Below are 17546 nucleotides of genomic sequence, written 5' to 3' on the forward strand. Positions count from 1 at the left end.
TCAATGTGCTCCGTAGTGTGGAGTGATCGGTTGCGCCGCAGTACCGCCCAGCAGGCGATGGGTACGCGGGTACTCGCCGTGATCGCTGATGAAATTCAACAGTTCGACGTAGGTCTTGCTGCTCTGGCGCAACGCCGCCTCGCGCAATTGCGGGTTCAGACGCGGGTCCTGCATGGTCTGCAACAGCCGTTGGTGAATGGCGCACAGGTATTCCGCGCTTTCCTCCGGCTGGTTCAGGCGCAGGTGCAGGTCCGCCAGGTTGTGGTGGGAAATGACGCAAGCCGCCACTGCTTCGTCGGCATCCGCCCAACGCTCGAACAACACTTGCGCCAGGGCCAGGGCTTGCAAATAGGCCTCACGAGCGTCGACCAGCTCGCCCGCCATAAAACAGCGATTGGCCCGTTCGATCGTGCGTTTCCAGTGCTCCATGGTGCGCCTCCAAAGCAGGGTCGGTGATTACACGCCGCCGGCCGTGAGCTTTTCCGGGTCCAGCAGGATCTCCAGTTGGCTACGTGACAAGTCGGTGTGCTCAAGAGCGACATCGATCACCGGGCGGCCTTGCTGATAGGCTTTCTTGGCGATTTCAGCGGCCTTTTGGTAGCCAATGATCGGGTTGAGTGCGGTGACCAGGATCGGGTTACGCGACAGCGCTTCCTTAAGCTTGGCTTCGTTGACCTTGAAGCTGGCGATGGCTTTGTCGGCCAGCAGGAGGCTGGCATTGGCCAGCAATTCGAGGCTGCTGAGCAGGTTCTGGGCGATGATCGGCAGCATCACGTTCAGCTCGAAGTTGCCGGACTGACCCGCCACAGTGATCACCGTGTCATTGCCGATGACCTGGGCGGCAACCATGGCGGTGGCCTCCGGAATCACTGGATTGACCTTGCCCGGCATGATCGAGGAGCCTGGCTGCAAGCCTTCCAATTCGATTTCACCCAAGCCTGCGAGCGGGCCGGAGTTCATCCAGCGCAGGTCGTTGGCGATTTTCATCAGCGATACCGCAGTGGCTTTCAACTGGCCGGAAACGGCAACGGCGGTGTCCTGGGAGCCGATCAGCGCGAACAGGTTCTTGCCGGGGGTGAATTTCACCCCGCTAAGGATGCTCAGTTGCTGACTGAAACGCGCAGCAAATTCGGGGTGCGCATTGATCCCGGTACCAACCGCCGTGCCACCCTGTGCCAGCGCCTGCAAGCTCGGCAGCAAATCCTGCAAATGGCCGATATTGGCCTTGAGCTGTTGCGCCCAACCATTAAGCACCTGGCTCATGCGCACCGGCATGGCGTCCATCAGGTGCGTTCGGCCGGTCTTGATGAACGGGTGGACCTCTTCGCCCTTTTGCTCGATGACTTGCACCAAGTGCAGCAAGGCCGGCAGCGTTTGCTCATGCAGCACCAAGGCTGCGCTGACGTGGATGGTGGTTGGGATAATGTCGTTGCTGCTTTGGCCACAGTTCACATGATCATTGGGGTTAACCGCTTCACCCAGCAAACGGCTGGCCAAGGTCGCAATCACTTCGTTGGCATTCATGTTCGAGCTGGTGCCGGAGCCTGTCTGGAAAATATCCACCGGGAAGTGCGGCATGAAGTTGCCTTCGAGCAAGCCCTGGGCCGCGTCAACGATGGCCTTGCCCTGCCCTTCGCTGATTTGCTTGAGGTCGACATTGACCTTCGCGGCGGCGGCCTTGGCCAGGATCAGGGCGCGAATGAATTGCGCCGGCATGCGTTGATGACTGATCGGAAAATTGTTCACCGCGCGCTGGGTCTGCGCGCCATACAAAGCCTCGGCAGGCACTTGCAGCTCGCCCATGCTGTCGCGTTCGATACGGGTGTTACTCATCGTTTGATCCTTGCACCAGGTCGGAGTGAGAAATAGACGGCAGCAATTCGCAGGTCGCCAATTGCCAGGCAAAGGTCTGCCAGCGCTTGAGGCGGCAGGCACAGTGGGAAAGTTTTTCCAGGTCGCGAAGTGGGCGCCAGGCCTGGTCCAGGCACATGGATCGCCAGTGCCAGGGCAAGGCGATGTCGCCCGCGGTGTCGATCAAAAGGCGGAATGACGTTTCGGCGATCGTCCACGGATGGGTCGCGGTGCAGCACGCCAGGTATCGCCCTTCGTTGAGGTAATGTTCGATCAGTCGCGGTTCATTAGGATCAAGGCCGCAGCGAATCTGACGACTCATCCAACGCCAACTTTCCAGGTACGGATCCTCATGCAGGACAGAACTCATGATCCATGCTCATTCGGTAATGATATTTATTATTAAATGATATTGAGAATCAAAACAAGAGCAGCAAATTGCAGCCATTAAAAAAGGCACGCCATCTTGAGGATGGCGTGCCTTTTTGATGAAGCGTCGCGCCGTTAACTGCCGGCGACGGTCATCCGCTCAATCAGCACCGAACCGGTGCGAATGTTGCTGCGCAGCTCCAGGTCATTACCCACTGCGACGATCTGCTTGAACATATCGCGCATGTTGCCGGCAATAGTCACTTCCTGGACGGCGAATTGAATCTCGCCATTTTCTACCCAGAAACCCGCCGCACCGCGTGAATAATCACCGGTCACCATGTTCAGGCCACTGCCCATCAGCTCGGTGACCAGCAGGCCTCGGCCCATACGACGCAACAGCGCTGCCTGGTCTTCATCGCCATGGGTGACGAACAGGTTGTGCACGCCACCGGCGTTCGCCGTGCTTGGCAGGCCCAGCTTGCGACCGGCGTAAGTGCCCAGCACGTAGGACACCAACTCGCCCTTTTCGACAAACGGTTTGGCATAGGTGGCCAGGCCATCACCATCGAATGAGGAACTGCCCATGGCACGCATCAGGTGCGGGCGCTCATCAATCGTCAGCCATTCAGGAAACAGTTTCTGGCCAATCGCGCCTTCAAGGAACGAAGATTTTCGGTACAGGTTGCCACCGGAAATCGCGCCAAGGAAACTGCCGAACAAACCACCAGCCAGCTCAGCCGAGAACAGCACCGGCACCTCACACGTTGGTACCGGGCGTGCGCCCAGGCGGCTCGCTGCACGTTGCGCCGCGCGCTGACCGATGCTGACTGGATCGGCGAGCAATTCGCCCTGGCGGCTCACGTCGTACCAGTAATCGCGCTGCATCTGGCCATTGGCTTCGGCGATCATCACGCAGCTCAAGCTATGGCGAGTGGAGGCATAACCACCGATAAAACCATGGCTGTTACCGTAGACACGGCAGCCTTGATGAGTGCTCAACGTGGTGCCATCAGCGTTCTTGATGCGGGCATCGGCATCAAACGCCGCTGCTTCGCAGATCAGTGCCTTTTCGATCGCTTGCTCGGGCGTGATGTCCCAGGCGTGAAACAGATCGAAATCCTTCAAGTCCTTGGCCATCAGCGCTTTGTCGGCCAGGCCCGAGCTTTCATCCTCGGAGGTGTGCTTGGCAATCGCCAGCGCCGCCGCCACGGTTTCACGAATTGCTTCCGGCCCACTGGCGGAAGTACTGGCCGAGCCTTTGCGCTGCCCGGCATACAACGTGATACCAAAACCCTGGTCGCGATTGAATTCAACAGTTTCCACTTCACGCTGGCGCACCGACGTCGACAGCCCCTGCTCCAGCGACACGGCTACTTCACAGGCGCTGGCCCCCTGGCGCTTGGCCTCGGCAAGGATCTGCTCGACTTGTTCCTGCAGTGCCGGTAACGCTTGCGGACCGACGCTTTGGGCTGCACTCATGGTTTTCTCCACTCAAATTCTGCTTTCGGTTAAGGCCATCGAGCGACCGGGCCGGACAAGCGGCCCCCGACTGGTTATCATGGCGGCGTTTCTTTGCGGACTGCCACCATGGTTGATTCTTACGACGACTCCCTCGATGGGGAGAAAAGCAAAACCCAGGTCAAACGCGAGCTGCATGCGCTGGTTGACCTCGGCGAGCGCCTTACAACGCTCAAGAAAGACTTGATTGCCAAATTGCCACTGACCGACGAAATGCGCCGGGCGCTTGCGGATGCTCCCAAGCACACCGCGAATATCGCGCGTAAACGGCACATCATGTTTATCGGCAAGCTGATGCGCGATCAGGACACTGATGCCATTCTGGCCTTGCTCGATCAAACCGATGCCTCCACTCGCCAGTACAACGAACGCTTCCATAACCTGGAGCGCTGGCGTGACCGCCTGATCTCGGGCGATGACGCGGTGCTGGAGAAATTCGTGCTGGACTACCCGGACGCGGACCGCCAGCAACTGCGCTCCCTGATCCGTCAGGCCCAGCACGAGCAGGCGCATAACAAGGCGCCGGCCACCAGCCGTAAAATCTTCAAATACATCCGTGAGCTGGACGAGACTCAACGCGGCCTGCGTTGACCCTCTTCCCCGGGTGGCGGTCTTCGCCACCCGAAGCTCCGGCCATTACGACCCCGTGCCACCCACGGTGATCGCATCGATTTTCAAGGTTGGCTGACCGACGCCGACTGGCACCGACTGCCCATCCTTACCGCAGGTGCCCACGCCGCTGTCCAGCGACAGGTCATTACCGACCATCGACACCTTGCTCATGGCTTCCGGCCCATTGCCAATCAACGTCGCCCCTTTGACCGGCGCGGTAATCTTGCCGTCTTCGATCAGGTACGCTTCGCTGGTGGAGAACACAAACTTGCCGCTGGTGATATCGACCTGGCCGCCGCCGAGGTTGGCGCAGTAGATCCCGCGTTTTACCGAGGCGATGATTTCTGCAGGGTCGCTTTCGCCACCGAGCATGTAGGTGTTGGTCATGCGCGGCATCGGCAGGTGCGCGTAAGACTCGCGACGGCCGTTACCGGTACGCGCCACACCCATGAGGCGGGCGTTGAGCTTGTCCTGCATATAGCCCTTGAGCACGCCGTTTTCAATCAGCGTGGTGCATTCGGTCGGCGTGCCTTCGTCGTCGACACTCAACGAGCCACGCCGGCCAGCCAGGGTGCCGTCATCGACAATGGTGCAGAGTTTGGATGCAACCATTTCGCCCATGCGCCCGCTGTAGGCCGAACTGCCTTTGCGGTTGAAGTCGCCTTCCAGGCCGTGGCCCACGGCTTCGTGCAGCAGCACGCCAGACCAGCCCGAGCCCAACACCACCGGCAAGGTACCGGCCGGCGCCGGAATGGCTTCCAGGTTGACCAGCGCCTGACGCAGCGCTTCACGGGCGTAACCCATGGCGCGGTCTTCAGCGAGGAAATAACGGTAGTCGGTACGCCCGCCACCGCCGTGACCACCGCGCTCGCGGCGGCCGTTCTGCTCAACAATGACACTCACGTTGAAACGCACCAGCGGCCGCACGTCCGCCGCCAGCCCGCCGTCCGTGGACGCCACCAGAATGCGCTCCCACACGCCAGCCATGCTCACCGTTACTTGCTGAATACGCGGGTCGAGCGCACGAGTGGCCGCATCGATACGCTTGAGCAAATCGACCTTTTCCGCGCGGCTGATCACCTCCAGCGGGTTATCCGGCGCGTACAGCTGGGCCACGTCCTGAGTGCTGAAAGCCTGCACAGTGCCGTTCTGGCCGGCGCGGGAAATCGAGCGTGCCGCGCGCGCCGCCAGGCCGAGGGCTTCAAGGGTGATGGCGTTGCTGTAGGCAAAACCAGTCTTTTCACCGGATTGCGCGCGCACGCCTACGCCTTGGTCAAGGTTGAAACTGCCTTCCTTGACGATGCCGTCTTCGAGGGCCCACGACTCGGAAATCTGGCCCTGGAAATACAGGTCGGCCGCGTCGATGCCCGGCCCGGCCAGATCACCGAGCACGGTTTGCAAACTTTCGATGGTCACGCCACCGGGTGCCAGGAGGTGTTCACTGACTGAGGACAACAACTCGCTCATAGGTTTGGCCTTAAATTCATCGTTCTGAAGCAGGCCGCTGCGCGCCCTGCGAGAAAAAGCGCCGATGATTGACCACCGGCATGCGCGCCCGTATCGACGCTTGTTCACTGCTATCGCGTTCGGCCAACAACACCGCTTCGCCTTGATCCTGTTGTGTCAGCACACGCCCCCAAGGGTCGACAATGGCTGCGTGGCCAAAGGTTTCCCGTGGCCCCGGGTGCGCACCGCCTTGAGCGGCGGCCAATAAATAGCACTGGGTTTCGATGGCTCGCGCCCGAATCAGTACATCCCAATGTGCCGCGCCGGTCACCGCCGTAAAGGCCGAAGGCGCGGTAATCAACTCCGCCCCCGCTGCACGCAGCTCGCTGTACAGCTCGGGAAACCGCAAGTCGTAGCACACCGTCAGGCCCAAGCGCCCCACCGGCGTGTCCGCCACCACCACATTGCTCCCGAAAGCATAGTCGTCAGATTCGCGATAACGCCCCCTGGCATCTGCAACATCGACATCAAACAGGTGCAATTTGTCGTACCGGGCGACGATTTCGCCCTGATCATCGATCAATAGCGAGCAAGCGTTGGACTTGGCGTGCGGTTGGTCCTTGGGCGGCAACGGCAAAGTGCCGGCCACTATCCATAAGGTGAGGTCGCGGGCGGTCTGTTTCAACCAGGGCAGGATCGGGCCTTCGCCCAAGGCTTCGGCGCGACCGATATCGGCCACGTCGCGGCGACCCATGGCAGCGAAGTTCTCCGGCAGTACCGCAAGCTTCGCACCGCCCGCTGCCGCCTGCTCCAGCAAGCGCCGGGCCTGGGCCAGGTTGGCCAGCACATCGCTCTGGCTGACCATTTGAATTACCGCAAAGGGCATGGGCCGACACTCCATAATAGGCATGCGGCCATGCTACTCCACAGGCTCTCAGTTTGGCTTTTCAAATGGCTTGTCGAAGGTGATTTTTGGATCCTTCCACGGGCCTTGAACCTTGTATTGCACGCTGGCGAAGCGCGAAACACGGTCACCGATCAGCTTGTCGATCAGGAACAACGCGCCGCCAATGGCGGGCGCGCCGACAATCAGCGCGGCAATCGGCAGGTTGTTGGTCACCGGCAACGTGACCAGCAGCTTGGCGTCGACACGGTCAGCCACCAGGTCCAGGGTGCCATTGAGCTCGAGGTTGGTGGACGGGCCGGTCATGGTGATGGGTTCACGGGTGACGAACACCCCATCACTGGCGGCCAGCAAGCCTTTGACCCGGTCATAACTCAAGCCCTTGCCGAGCAGGTCCGAGAAGTCCAGGCGCAAACGGCGACCGATCGAATTGAAGTTGAGCAAACCAAACACCCGCAAGGCCTGGGCGCCACCTTCCACTTCGACAAACTGGCCTTTACGGAATGACGCATCCAGGCTACCGGAGAAACGCTTGGGGCCAACCCAGGCCGGCGAACCCGGCCAACGGCCATCCACATCCAGGTGGAAGTCTTCGCTGGTCACGGTCGGCGCAAAACCCCAGCCCTTGAGCACGTCGGCAATGTTCTTGCCGTCCAGGCGGCCCTTGTACCAGCTGCTGCTGGCGCCGGGCGCGCCTTCCCAACCGCCGGCACCATTAAGCTGCATGCCCTTGAGGCCGAGGTTGAGGTTGTTGAAGGCCAGGCCTTTGGCAGTCGGGCGGATCTTCAGCGACCAGGCGCCCACCAGGTCGGGGCCCTGGAACAGCTGGTTGATGGCGATATCCAGCGCGGGGATGTCCTTGGGGTCGATATCCGCCAACGGGTCCGGTGCGTTTTCGTCGGCCTGCGCGGTCGGGTCCACCGCCGGCAGCTTCACGTATTGCAGGTTGATCGCAATCGGCGCGCCCTTGGCGTCCGGCAGGTTGACCGTGCCCTTGGCCTGCTGGCTGTCGAGCTGCAAACCCCAGGCGGCAGGCTTGCGGTCCAGCTGAAGGTTGGCCTGATCAAGCTGGGTGCCAAAACCGATCAGTTTGCCCACTTTGAAGTCGGCACCACTGAGCAACTGTTTGGCGCTGCCGCCTGGGTCGTTACCGGCGTAGCGGTTGGCGAGTTTTTTCCATGGGTCAATATCCAGTTCCGACAGCACACCGCGAATACGCAAGCCTTTGGCTGCGGGCAACACAGCATTGCCGGCGCCAAGGAACAACTCCCCGCGCCCATCATTGAATTTGTCCGGCGGCGAGGCAAAGGTAAAGCTCGCCAATTCGCCGTAGTCGAACCAGTAACGACGCTCGGCACCTTGCAACGTCATGCGGAACACACTGTCACGGCCTTGGCTGGCAGGCATGCCGAAGGGCGCCGGCAGGTCTACCGCCACACCCTTCATATTGGAACTGACCATCAGTTGGCTGTCGGCGCCGTCCAGTGTGAGTTGCAGCTGGTACGGAATATCACCGGACACTGGCAACGGCTGGCTGATTTTTAACCAATCGGTCAGGCGCTTGACCGTGACCTGGCCCTTGGCGGTGACGCGGGTACTGATGTTGCCTGGCTTGCCATCGGCAACAATTTGCGCGGTGATCGGTCGATCGAATGCCTGGGCCGAGATGTTCTGGCCACTCAAGCCCTTGCTGCTGTCGAAGCGGAAATCGCCCTTGAGCTGTGTCAGGTCCAAGGTCGGCTCCGCCAATTGAAGACGGGCTTTGTCGGTCTTGAAGTCCACCACGATCTTCGGCTCGGTGCCTTTGACCAGCGGAATGTCCAGGTCCAGATTGCCTTGCAGGTCGCCGTCGCCCTTCCAGCCGGCAAAGGTTGAACCCGTGCCTATCGGCGCGTCCTGAAGGATCTTCAAACCATCACCCAGGCCGCCCGCAAACCCACCGGTGATCAGCAGGTGGCTGTCTTTACCGGCCGGTGCGTGGGGAATATTGACGTACACGTCCTTGACCTTGGTGTCGAGCAATTGGCCCTTGCTGGCCAGGATGCGCACGCCGCTCTCCTCGACAAACACTTCGCCATTGACCTTGCTCACATGCGGCCAACCCGGCTGGAAGGCCAGTTCGGCGTCATGCACCTTGAAGAACAAGCTGATGTTGCGCGCAGCGGGCAGCGCGTCATGGTTGAGCGAACCTTGGTACTGGAAGAACCCTTGGTCCACGGCGCCTTTAAGAATTGCGGTGCGCAGCCATTCATCCAGGGACGGGCTCAACACGGCCGGCAAATACTTGGGCGTGAAACGACCATCGCCATCGACCATACCGACCCGCAGGTCCATGTAGTCTTCCTGGGCATGGTCGAAGTGCAGGCGAATCAGGAAGTCGGCAGCCACTTTGCCCTCCTCGCCCAGCACCTTGATGTAAGGGGCAATCAGGGTGAAGCCTTCTTTATCCAGCTTCCATGTCAGGCGCGCGTTGGCCTGGATGTACTGCCAGGGCTTGGCGAAGATCGGGTACAGGTGCAGGGAAAAATCCTTGCTGTCCATACGCAACTCACCTTGGCCCAAATCGCCACTGATACTCCCGGATACGTTCCGTGCGGCTGGCGCACCGAAGTACGCGTCAAAACCGATGCGTTCAAGGTTGGCGGCGAAGCTGAGTTTTTTATCGGTGGCGTCCTGCGGACGGAAATCCACCAACACATTGCGCAACACGCCCGTGGCCTTGAGGTGCTCGATGGTTTTGGCAAAACCTTCCGGCAATGGCGCCAAGGCATTCAACAGCGGGGTAACAGGGGTCAGGTCAAGGCGGTCAGCCTGAAGCTTCCAGGTTTCCTGGTCTTTGTCGGTCGCCACGCTTTGTTGCAGTTGCAGGTGTGATTCCCAGCGGGTATCGCCGATGTTCATCGCCAGTGAATCGAACAACACCTTAAGGCCACTGTCACTGCGTTGCAGGTAGGCGGTCAGGGCGAGGTTTTCGATATGCACAGGTTTGCGGTCGGCGTAACTGCCCTTTACTTGCGGTGAGTTGAGGCGCACCACGGCACTTTGGACGGTGCCTTTGCCCCAATTGAGCCAGAACTCGCCACCGGCTTTGAACTGAGTGAGCTTCCATTGCTGGGTCAGCCTGGCGGGAATCCATTTGGCCCAGTCACTTTGAGGCAGGCTCAGGTAGGCTTCGACTTCGCCCTCTTTCCATGCGCTTGCACGAATACGGCTACGAAGGCTCAGCGCCAAAGGCTGGCCGTCCGGCAGGGTGAGGCGTGCATCCAGGCGTTGGCGGGTGTTGCCGGTATGCAGGCTCAGGCCCACATAGGTCAGGGTCAACGGCGCTTGCTCGAACGGCTGCAATGTCACCTGGCTGTCGAGCAACGACACGCGCTTGACCATCTGCATGCGCGTGAGCAACTGCTGCGGGTCCAACGGCTGGTCATCCTGCACCGGCAAACCTTGCAGCGCCCAGTGGCCGTCCTGGTCTTCCTTGACACTCAACTGCAGGCCGCTGACTTCCAGGTGGGCGATGCGCACTTCGCGCGCCATCAGGCTGGCCCAGATATCCGGCACCACTTCAACCTGATCCAGGCGCAAGGCGCTGTTGCCTTCGCCGACCATCACGTCGTGGGCCAGCAATATCGGCGCGAAACCACTCCAGCGCCCTTCGAGGCTGCCGATGTGCAGGGGCATCTCCACCGCAGCCTGCGCCTTGGCTTCAACTTCGGCGCGGTACTCCGCCACCAGTGGGACCAACTCACGACCCAGGCTCACGTACACCGCCGCCAGTACCAGCAGCAAGGCGCACAGGCCCAGGCCCCAACGGGTCAAGGCGGCAAAAAAGCGTGTCAGACGCTCCATGTCAGGCGACCCTCAAGGCAGTTAGCGGACGGCAGATCAACGCCTGCCGGTCTCGAATAAAGAAAGCGATTGGGGATCAGAGCAGCACCACGTCGTATTGTTCCTGGGAATACATGGTTTCGACCTGGAAACGAATGGTACGCCCGATAAAACCCTCAAGCTCAGCAACGTTACCGGACTCTTCATCCAGCAATCGGTCGACCACTTTCTGGTTGGCAAGCACTCTATAGCCTTCCGCCTGGTAGGCACGTGCCTCCCGTAAGATTTCGCGGAAAATCTCGTAGCAAACCGTTTCCGGGGTCTTCAACTTTCCACGCCCCTGGCAACTGCTGCACGGCTCGCACAGCACTTGCTCAAGGCTTTCGCGGGTGCGCTTGCGGGTCATCTGCACAAGACCAAGCTCGGTGATCCCGATAATGTTGGTCTTGGCGTGGTCACGCTCCAGTTGCTTCTCCAGGGTGCGCAGCACTTGGCGCTGGTGCTCTTCGTCTTCCATGTCGATGAAGTCGATAATGATGATGCCGCCCAGGTTGCGCAGGCGCAGTTGACGGGCAATCGCGGTGGCCGCTTCGAGGTTGGTCTTGAAGATGGTTTCTTCGAGGTTGCGATGGCCCACGAACGCGCCGGTGTTGACATCGATGGTGGTCATGGCTTCGGCCGGATCGACCACCAGATAGCCGCCGGACTTGAGCGGCACTTTGCGCTCCAGGGCTTTCTGGATTTCATCTTCGACGCCATACAGGTCGAAGATCGGCCGCTCGCCAGGATAATGCTCCAGGCGGTCGGCAATTTCCGGCATCAGCTCGGCCACGAATTGCGTAGTGCGCTGGAAGGTTTCCCGCGAGTCGATGCGAATTTTCTCGATCTTCGGGCTGACCAGGTCACGCAAGGTACGCAACGCCAGACCGAGGTCCTCATAAATGACACTCGGCGCACCAATGGTTTTGATCTGTGCGCCGATCTGGTCCCAGAGCCTGCGCAGGTAGCGGATGTCCATGAGGATTTCGTCAGCACCGGCGCCTTCTGCCGCAGTACGCAAAATAAACCCACCCGCTTCCTTGATGCCCTCGGCCGCCACGCAGTCGCTGACCACCTTTTTCAGGCGCTCACGCTCGGCTTCGTCTTCAATCTTGAGGGAAATACCCACATGCGCGGTACGCGGCATGTACACCAGATAGCGCGAGGGGATCGACAGTTGCGTCGTCAGCCGCGCGCCTTTTGAACCGATCGGATCCTTGGTGACTTGCACCACCAGGCTCTGCCCTTCGTGCACCAGGGCGCTGATGCTTTCCACCGCCGGGCCTTCACGCAGGGAAATTTCCGAGGCGTGGATAAACGCGGCACGGTCCAGGCCGATGTCGACGAAAGCCGCCTGCATGCCCGGTAATACGCGCACCACCTTGCCTTTATAGATATTGCCGACAATACCGCGCTTCTGGGTGCGCTCGACGTGCACTTCCTGCAGAACACCGTTTTCTACCACCGCCACGCGCGATTCCATCGGCGTGATATTGATCAGAATCTCTTCACTCATGGCTGGGTCTCGTTCAGGCGTTTTCACAATAGTGACCGATCGCTTAAGGCTTGGCGCGCAAATAAAGGCGTTCAGCGCGCGGTAAGGTTTTGCCAACAGGGTATGCCGAATTGGCCGAGCAGTTGCGCGGTTTCGCACACCGGCAGGCCGACCACAGCGGAATAGCTGCCATTGAGCCCGGCGACAAACACCGAACCCAGCCCCTGGATAGCATAGCCGCCGGCCTTGTCCGCAGGTTCGCCACTGTGCCAGTAGGTTGTAGCTTCCTGGACAGAAATAGCGCGAAAACGTACACGACTGCTTACACAACGCGTTTCGCAACGATGGCCGTCGGTGAGGGCAATGGCAGTGAGCACTTCATGTTCACGACCTGAAAGCGCCATCAGCATCGCCAAGGCATCGGCTTGGTCCACGGGCTTGCCAAGGATCTGGCCATCCACGATCACCGCCGTGTCCGCACCCAGCACACAGGCCTGCACACTTTGTTCAAGCGCAGCAAAACCCGCCTCGGCCTTGCCGCGCGCAAGGCGCTCGACGTAGGCAACGGCGGGTTCATTAGTAAGAGGGGTTTCATCAATGGCGGCGCTGACCACGGTGAAAGGCACACCGATCTGGGTCAACAGTTCACGCCGCCTCGGTGAGCCCGAGGCCAGGTAAAGCGAATTCATTGCAGACTCTCCCTGTAGAGTTTGATAACCAGGCAGAGCCTCGCAATCCATTCAATTGATTTTATAGCGACGACGTAACCCACGCAGGCCGAAACTGACCCAAGGCCACAGCAGCGCACTGACCAACGCTGGCAACACCAGCGCCAAGGTCGGTTGGCGGTTGCCGGTCAAGGCACTGAGCCACAGTTGCACCAACTGCGCCAGGCCGAAGATCACCAGGATCACCAGGCACTGTTGCCACATCGGGAACATGCGCAAACGCTGCTGCAACGACAGCACCAGGAAAGTAATCAGCGTGAGGATCAATGCGTTCTGACCCAGCAAGGTGCCATAGAGCACGTCTTCCGCCAAGCCCAGGCACATCGCCGTGACCATCCCGACTTTATGCGGCAGGGTCAGCGACCAGAACGCGAGCAACAACGCGAGCCAGAGCGGTCGCAGGATCTCCATGAATTGCGGCAGCGGCGAGACGCTGAGCAATAAGCCGATGGCGAAGGTCAGCCAGACGATCCAACCATTGCGTGAATGAGTACCGGCCATTATTCCTCCCTCTGCCGCGTGGTTGCCGGGGCAGCGGCCGCTGGTCGAGCGGCTGGTGTGGCGGCAGGCGTCGACGCAGGCGGTTTGGTTGCGGCGGGTTTCGCCGGGCGGGCGTTGTGGGTGGCAGGTTTAACGGGCGTCGCCACCGGCGCTGCCGGAGTTGCCACCGGTGCAGGCGGCCCAACAAATGCGGGCTTGGGCACCGTTGCGGGAACGATCGGCGTTATACCGTTCTGCTTGTCTTCCGCTTCCTGGGCCTGGGCGGCGTCGTTGGCGCGCTCTTCCGGAGTGCGATTGTCGCTGAATACCAGCAACAGATAGCGGCTGCGGTTCAAGGCAGCGGTTGGCACGGCACGCACGATAGCGAAAGGCTGGCCGGAATCGTGGATCACTTCCTTGACCGTCGCCACCGGGTAACCCGCCGGGAAGCGCTGACCCAAACCGGAGCTGACCAGCAGGTCGCCTTCCTTGATATCGGCGGTGTCGGCAACGTGACGCAACTCCAGACGCTCCGGGTTGCCGGTGCCGCTGGCAATCGCGCGCAGGCCGTTACGGTTGACCTGTACCGGAATGCTGTGGGTGGTGTCCGTCAGCAACAATACCCGTGAGGTGTAGGGCATAAGCTCCACCACCTGGCCCATCAGGCCACGGGCATCAAGCACCGGTTGGCCCAGCACGACACCGTCGCGCTCACCCTTGTTGATGATGATGCGGTGGGTAAAGGGATTTGGGTCCATGCCGATCAACTCGGCCACTTCGACCTTCTCGTTGACCAATGCCGAAGAATTGAGCAACTCGCGCAGCCGAACGTTCTGCTCGGTGAGGGCCGCGAGCTTTTGCATGCGCCCCTGCAACAGCAGGTTTTCAGTCTTGAGTTTTTCGTTCTCGGCGACCAGCTCGGTGCGGCTGCCGAATTGGCTGGCCACGCCCTGGTAGAGCCGTTGCGGCAGGTCGGTGATCCAGTAAGTCTGCATCAACACCAGCGACATCTGGCTGCGCACGGGCTTGAGCAGTGCAAAGCGGGCATCGACCACCATCAGCGCGACCGAAAGCACGACCAGCACCAACAAGCGCACGCCCAATGAGGGGCCTTTGGCGAAAAGCGGTTTAATAAGCCGCTCCTCCCAGGCAAATGTTCTCTTTATTCATACGGCATCAAACCGGCCTGGATGCAGATTGAAGAAGATAAACGCCAACAGGCAGCACTGCAAAGTGCTGCCTGCGAGCGAAGCATGGCGCAACCAACGATCTTATTCGCTGGAGAGCAGGTCCATGGTGTGTTTATCCATCATTTCCAGTGCACGACCACCGCCACGGGCGACGCAGGTCAGCGGGTCTTCGGCGACGATCACCGGCAGGCCGGTTTCCTGGGCCAGCAGCTTGTCGAGGTCGCGCAGCAAGGCGCCACCACCGGTCAGCACCAGGCCACGCTCGGCGATATCGGAAGCCAGTTCCGGCGGCGATTGCTCCAGGGCGCTTTTCACAGCCTGAACGATGGTGGCCAGCGACTCTTGCAGAGCTTCCAGCACTTCATTGGAGTTCAGGGTGAAGGCACGTGGAACGCCTTCGGCCAGGTTGCGACCACGAACGTCGACTTCGCGAACTTCGCCGCCCGGGTAAGCGGTGCCGATTTCCTGCTTGATGCGCTCAGCGGTAGATTCGCCGATCAGGCTGCCGTAGTTACGACGTACATACGTGATGATCGCTTCGTCGAAACGGTCGCCGCCTACACGCACAGATTCGGCATACACCACACCGTTCAGGGAAATCAGGGCGATCTCGGTAGTACCACCACCGATATCCACCACCATCGAACCGCGCGCTTCCTCAACCGGCAGGCCGGCGCCGATTGCGGCAGCCATAGGCTCTTCGATCAGGAACACTTCACGGGCACCGGCACCAAGGGCCGATTCACGGATGGCACGACGCTCCACCTGGGTGGACTTGCACGGAACGCAGATCAGCACACGTGGGCTGGGCTGCAGAAAACTGTTTTCGTGAACTTTGTTGATGAAGTACTGCAGCATCTTTTCGCAGACGCTGAAGTCGGCGATCACGCCGTCTTTCATCGGACGAATGGCAGCAATATTGCCTGGTGTACGGCCGAGCATGCGCTTGGCCTCGGTGCCTACGGCAACGACACTTTTCTGATTACCATGGGTCCGAATGGCCACAACCGATGGCTCATTCAGAACGATACCGCGCTCGCGCACGTAAATAAGGGTGTTGGCAGTGCCCAGGTCAATGGAAAGATCGCTGGAAAACATGCCACGCAGTTTCTTGAACATGGGGAAAGGACCCTAGGCAACGCGTGGGTAAAAAAGTGCGGCAAACTCTAACAACGACAGGGATTTTGGGCAAGGCGCCAATGTGCTAAATTGGCCGACTTTCTGTGCACCAACCCCCACAATCGCGGCCTTATGACCGTAGAAATGCGGTAGTGTTCCGACAATCTAACACACGGATGCCCTCCGTTCTGTTTTCCACTGGAGAAACCCATGGCGCTTGAACGCTCCGACGTGGAAAAAATCGCGCATCTGGCCTCGCTTGGCCTTAATGACGCCGATCTTCCACAGACCACCGCAGCCCTGAACAGCATTCTCGGGCTGGTCGACCAAATGCAGGCCGTAAATACCGACGGCATCGAGCCCCTGGCTCACCCGCTGGAAGCCAGCCAGCGCCTGCGTGCAGACGTTGTGACCGAGCGAAATAATCGCGAGGCCTACCAGTCCATCGCGCCAGCGGTCGAAAACGGCCTGTACCTGGTTCCGAAAGTCATCGACTAAAGGGAAAGAGCCTTTCATGCATCACATGACTCTGGCCGAGATCGCCCGCGGTCTCGCCGACAAAAAGTTTTCTTCCGAAGAGCTGACCCAGACCCTGCTGGCGCGAATTGCCGCGCTGGATCCCAAGGTCAACAGCTTTATCAGCCTCACCGAGGAACTGGCCCTGAGCCAGGCCAAGGCCGCCGACGCACGTCGCGCCAACGGTGAAAACGGCGCACTGCTGGGCGCACCCATCGCCCACAAAGACCTGTTCTGCACCCAGGGCATTCGCACCAGCTGCGGCTCGAAGATGCTCGACAACTTCAAGGCACCCTACGATGCCACCGTAGTGTCCAAGCTGGCGGCCGCCGGGGCCGTGACCCTGGGCAAGACCAACATGGACGAATTCGCCATGGGTTCGGCCAACGAGTCGAGCTACTACGGTGCGGTAAAAAACCCGTGGAACCTGGAGCACGTGCCCGGCGGTTCCTCCGGCGGCTCGGCTGCTGCTGTTGCCGCGCGTTTCCTGCCGGCGGCCACGGCCACCGACACCGGCGGCTCGATCCGCCAGCCCGCCGCTTTCACCAACCTCACTGGTTTGAAGCCGACCTACGGTCGCGTTTCCCGTTGGGGCATGATTGCCTATGCCTCCAGCCTCGATCAGGGCGGCCCGCTGGCACGCACGGCTGAAGACTGCGCAATATTGTTACAAGGTATGGCCGGGTTCGATAAACAGGACTCCACCAGCATCGATGAGCCGGTGCCGGACTACAGCGCCAGCCTTAATACCTCGCTTAAAGGCCTGCGTATCGGCGTGCCGAAAGAGTATTTCAGCGCCGGTCTCGACCCGCGTATCGCCGAACTGGTGCACAACAGCATTAAAGAGCTGGAAAAGCTCGGTGCCGTGATCAAGGAAATCAGCCTGCCGAACAACCAGCACGCGATTCCTGCGTACTACGTGATCGCGCCGGCAGAAGCCTCCTCGAACCTGTCGCGTTTCGACGGCGTGCGCTTCGGCTACCGCTGCGAAAACCCGAAAGACCTTACCGACCTGTACAAACGCTCCCGTGGCGAAGGCTTCGGTGCCGAAGTACAACGCCGGATCATGGTCGGTGCCTACGCGCTTTCCGCCGGTTACTACGACGCGTACTACCTCAAGGCGCAAAAGATCCGTCGCCTGATCAAGAACGACTTCATGGCCGCCTTTGAAGAAGTCGACGTGATCCTCGGCCCGACCACGCCGAACCCGGCCTGGAAGATCGGCGCCAAGACCGGCGACCCGATCGCCGAGTACCTGGAAGACCTCTACACCATCACCGCCAACCTCGCGGGCTTGCCGGGCTTGTCCATGCCCGCAGGTTTCGTCGATGGCCTGCCGGTCGGCGTGCAATTGCTCGCCCCGTATTTCCAGGAAGGCCGCCTGCTCAATGTGGCGCACCAGTACCAGTTGAACACCGACTGGCACACTCGCACCCCTACCGGCTTCTGAG

At 60.2% G+C, this 17546-nt stretch carries 15 protein-coding genes; 3 read left to right on the forward strand and 12 right to left on the reverse strand.

The genetic code is table 11. The features are described from left to right. The 4 genes from AB4P96_RS27265 to pmbA form a co-directional block, all read right to left on the reverse strand. Positions 1–429, reverse strand: a complete 429-nt coding sequence (locus tag AB4P96_RS27265) for a hypothetical protein (protein ID WP_017138243.1) — start codon at positions 427–429, stop codon at positions 1–3. Positions 430–456: 27 nt separating this feature from the next. Then, positions 457–1833: a lyase family protein gene (locus AB4P96_RS27270; protein ID WP_099548386.1), complete on the reverse strand. Its 1377-nt coding sequence runs from the start codon at positions 1831–1833 to the stop codon at positions 457–459. Next, on the reverse strand, positions 1826–2221 hold the full coding sequence (locus AB4P96_RS27275; RefSeq protein ID WP_138449097.1) for a FagA protein: 396 nt from the start codon (positions 2219–2221) through the stop codon (positions 1826–1828). The genes AB4P96_RS27270 and AB4P96_RS27275 overlap by 8 nt, the downstream gene beginning before the upstream one ends. Before the next feature lie 134 nt (positions 2222–2355). Next, positions 2356–3702, reverse strand: coding sequence for a metalloprotease PmbA (gene pmbA, locus AB4P96_RS27280; protein WP_138449094.1), 1347 nt, complete (start codon positions 3700–3702; stop codon positions 2356–2358). Between the two features lie 108 nt (positions 3703–3810). Between pmbA and yjgA the strand changes: the two genes are divergently transcribed. After that, positions 3811–4332 carry a ribosome biogenesis factor YjgA gene (gene yjgA, locus AB4P96_RS27285; RefSeq protein WP_017138246.1) on the forward strand — a complete coding sequence of 174 codons (522 nt, stop codon included), beginning with the start codon at positions 3811–3813 and terminating at the stop codon, positions 4330–4332. A 45-nt stretch (positions 4333–4377) separates the two neighbouring features. Here yjgA and tldD read toward each other — a convergent pair whose 3' ends face one another. From tldD to mreB, 8 genes are all read right to left on the reverse strand, one after another. Continuing rightward, entirely contained in the window at positions 4378–5820 is a 1443-nt protein-coding gene (gene tldD, locus AB4P96_RS27290) for a metalloprotease TldD (RefSeq protein WP_064450712.1), read from the reverse strand. Between the two features lie 16 nt (positions 5821–5836). Beyond that, the gene (locus AB4P96_RS27295) at positions 5837–6685 is read right to left on the reverse strand and encodes a carbon-nitrogen hydrolase family protein (RefSeq protein ID WP_017138248.1); all 849 of its coding nucleotides are present in this window, start codon (positions 6683–6685) and stop codon (positions 5837–5839) included. A gap of 48 nt (positions 6686–6733) precedes the next feature. Continuing rightward, positions 6734–10549: a YhdP family protein gene (locus tag AB4P96_RS27300; RefSeq protein ID WP_177033671.1), complete on the reverse strand. Its 3816-nt coding sequence runs from the start codon at positions 10547–10549 to the stop codon at positions 6734–6736. A gap of 76 nt (positions 10550–10625) precedes the next feature. Next, positions 10626–12083 carry a ribonuclease G gene (gene rng / locus AB4P96_RS27305; RefSeq protein ID WP_010213134.1) on the reverse strand — a complete coding sequence of 486 codons (1458 nt, stop codon included), beginning with the start codon at positions 12081–12083 and terminating at the stop codon, positions 10626–10628. A 71-nt stretch (positions 12084–12154) separates the two neighbouring features. Continuing rightward, positions 12155–12751, reverse strand: a complete 597-nt coding sequence (locus tag AB4P96_RS27310) for a Maf family protein (RefSeq protein ID WP_395600311.1) — start codon at positions 12749–12751, stop codon at positions 12155–12157. Between the two features lie 51 nt (positions 12752–12802). After that, entirely contained in the window at positions 12803–13291 is a 489-nt protein-coding gene (gene mreD / locus AB4P96_RS27315; protein WP_017138250.1) for a rod shape-determining protein MreD, read from the reverse strand. Further along, positions 13291–14373: a rod shape-determining protein MreC gene (gene mreC / locus AB4P96_RS27320; RefSeq protein ID WP_017138251.1), complete on the reverse strand. Its 1083-nt coding sequence runs from the start codon at positions 14371–14373 to the stop codon at positions 13291–13293. Before mreC ends, mreD begins: the two co-directional genes overlap by 1 nt. A gap of 168 nt (positions 14374–14541) precedes the next feature. Beyond that, positions 14542–15579, reverse strand: coding sequence for a rod shape-determining protein MreB (mreB, locus tag AB4P96_RS27325; RefSeq protein WP_002555108.1), 1038 nt, complete (start codon positions 15577–15579; stop codon positions 14542–14544). Positions 15580–15789: 210 nt separating this feature from the next. Between mreB and gatC the strand changes: the two genes are divergently transcribed. Together gatC and gatA are read left to right on the forward strand one after the other, a co-directional pair. After that, positions 15790–16077 (forward strand): Asp-tRNA(Asn)/Glu-tRNA(Gln) amidotransferase subunit GatC, encoded by a 288-nt coding sequence (gene gatC, locus AB4P96_RS27330; protein ID WP_003188556.1) that lies wholly within the window; start codon positions 15790–15792, stop codon positions 16075–16077. Positions 16078–16093: 16 nt separating this feature from the next. Next, a complete protein-coding gene (gene gatA, locus AB4P96_RS27335; RefSeq protein ID WP_065911562.1) occupies positions 16094–17545 on the forward strand; it encodes an Asp-tRNA(Asn)/Glu-tRNA(Gln) amidotransferase subunit GatA in 1452 nt (483 codons plus the stop codon). Position 17546: the final 1 nt, after the last annotated feature.

The organism is Pseudomonas sp. B19125 (assembly GCF_044218855.1).
GTDB classification, from domain to species: domain Bacteria; phylum Pseudomonadota; class Gammaproteobacteria; order Pseudomonadales; family Pseudomonadaceae; genus Aquipseudomonas; species Aquipseudomonas edaphica.

Excerpts from the sequence above, each read along its gene's own strand:
- AB4P96_RS27265 (WP_017138243.1), bottom strand. The coding sequence starts at position 429 with ATGGAGCACTGGAAACGCACGATCGAACGGGCCAATCGCTGTTTTATG.
- AB4P96_RS27270 (WP_099548386.1), bottom strand. The coding sequence starts at position 1,833 with ATGAGTAACACCCGTATCGAACGCGACAGCATGGGCGAGCTGCAAGTG.
- AB4P96_RS27275 (WP_138449097.1), bottom strand. The coding sequence starts at position 2,221 with ATGAGTTCTGTCCTGCATGAGGATCCGTACCTGGAAAGTTGGCGTTGG.
- pmbA (WP_138449094.1), bottom strand. The coding sequence starts at position 3,702 with ATGAGTGCAGCCCAAAGCGTCGGTCCGCAAGCGTTACCGGCACTGCAG.
- yjgA (WP_017138246.1), top strand. The coding sequence starts at position 3,811 with ATGGTTGATTCTTACGACGACTCCCTCGATGGGGAGAAAAGCAAAACC.
- tldD (WP_064450712.1), bottom strand. The coding sequence starts at position 5,820 with ATGAGCGAGTTGTTGTCCTCAGTCAGTGAACACCTCCTGGCACCCGGT.
- AB4P96_RS27295 (WP_017138248.1), bottom strand. The coding sequence starts at position 6,685 with ATGCCCTTTGCGGTAATTCAAATGGTCAGCCAGAGCGATGTGCTGGCC.
- AB4P96_RS27300 (WP_177033671.1), bottom strand. The coding sequence starts at position 10,549 with ATGGAGCGTCTGACACGCTTTTTTGCCGCCTTGACCCGTTGGGGCCTG.
- rng (WP_010213134.1), bottom strand. The coding sequence starts at position 12,083 with ATGAGTGAAGAGATTCTGATCAATATCACGCCGATGGAATCGCGCGTG.
- AB4P96_RS27310 (WP_395600311.1), bottom strand. The coding sequence starts at position 12,751 with ATGAATTCGCTTTACCTGGCCTCGGGCTCACCGAGGCGGCGTGAACTG.
- mreD (WP_017138250.1), bottom strand. The coding sequence starts at position 13,291 with ATGGCCGGTACTCATTCACGCAATGGTTGGATCGTCTGGCTGACCTTC.
- mreB (WP_002555108.1), bottom strand. The coding sequence starts at position 15,579 with ATGTTCAAGAAACTGCGTGGCATGTTTTCCAGCGATCTTTCCATTGAC.
- gatC (WP_003188556.1), top strand. The coding sequence starts at position 15,790 with ATGGCGCTTGAACGCTCCGACGTGGAAAAAATCGCGCATCTGGCCTCG.
- gatA (WP_065911562.1), top strand. The coding sequence starts at position 16,094 with ATGCATCACATGACTCTGGCCGAGATCGCCCGCGGTCTCGCCGACAAA.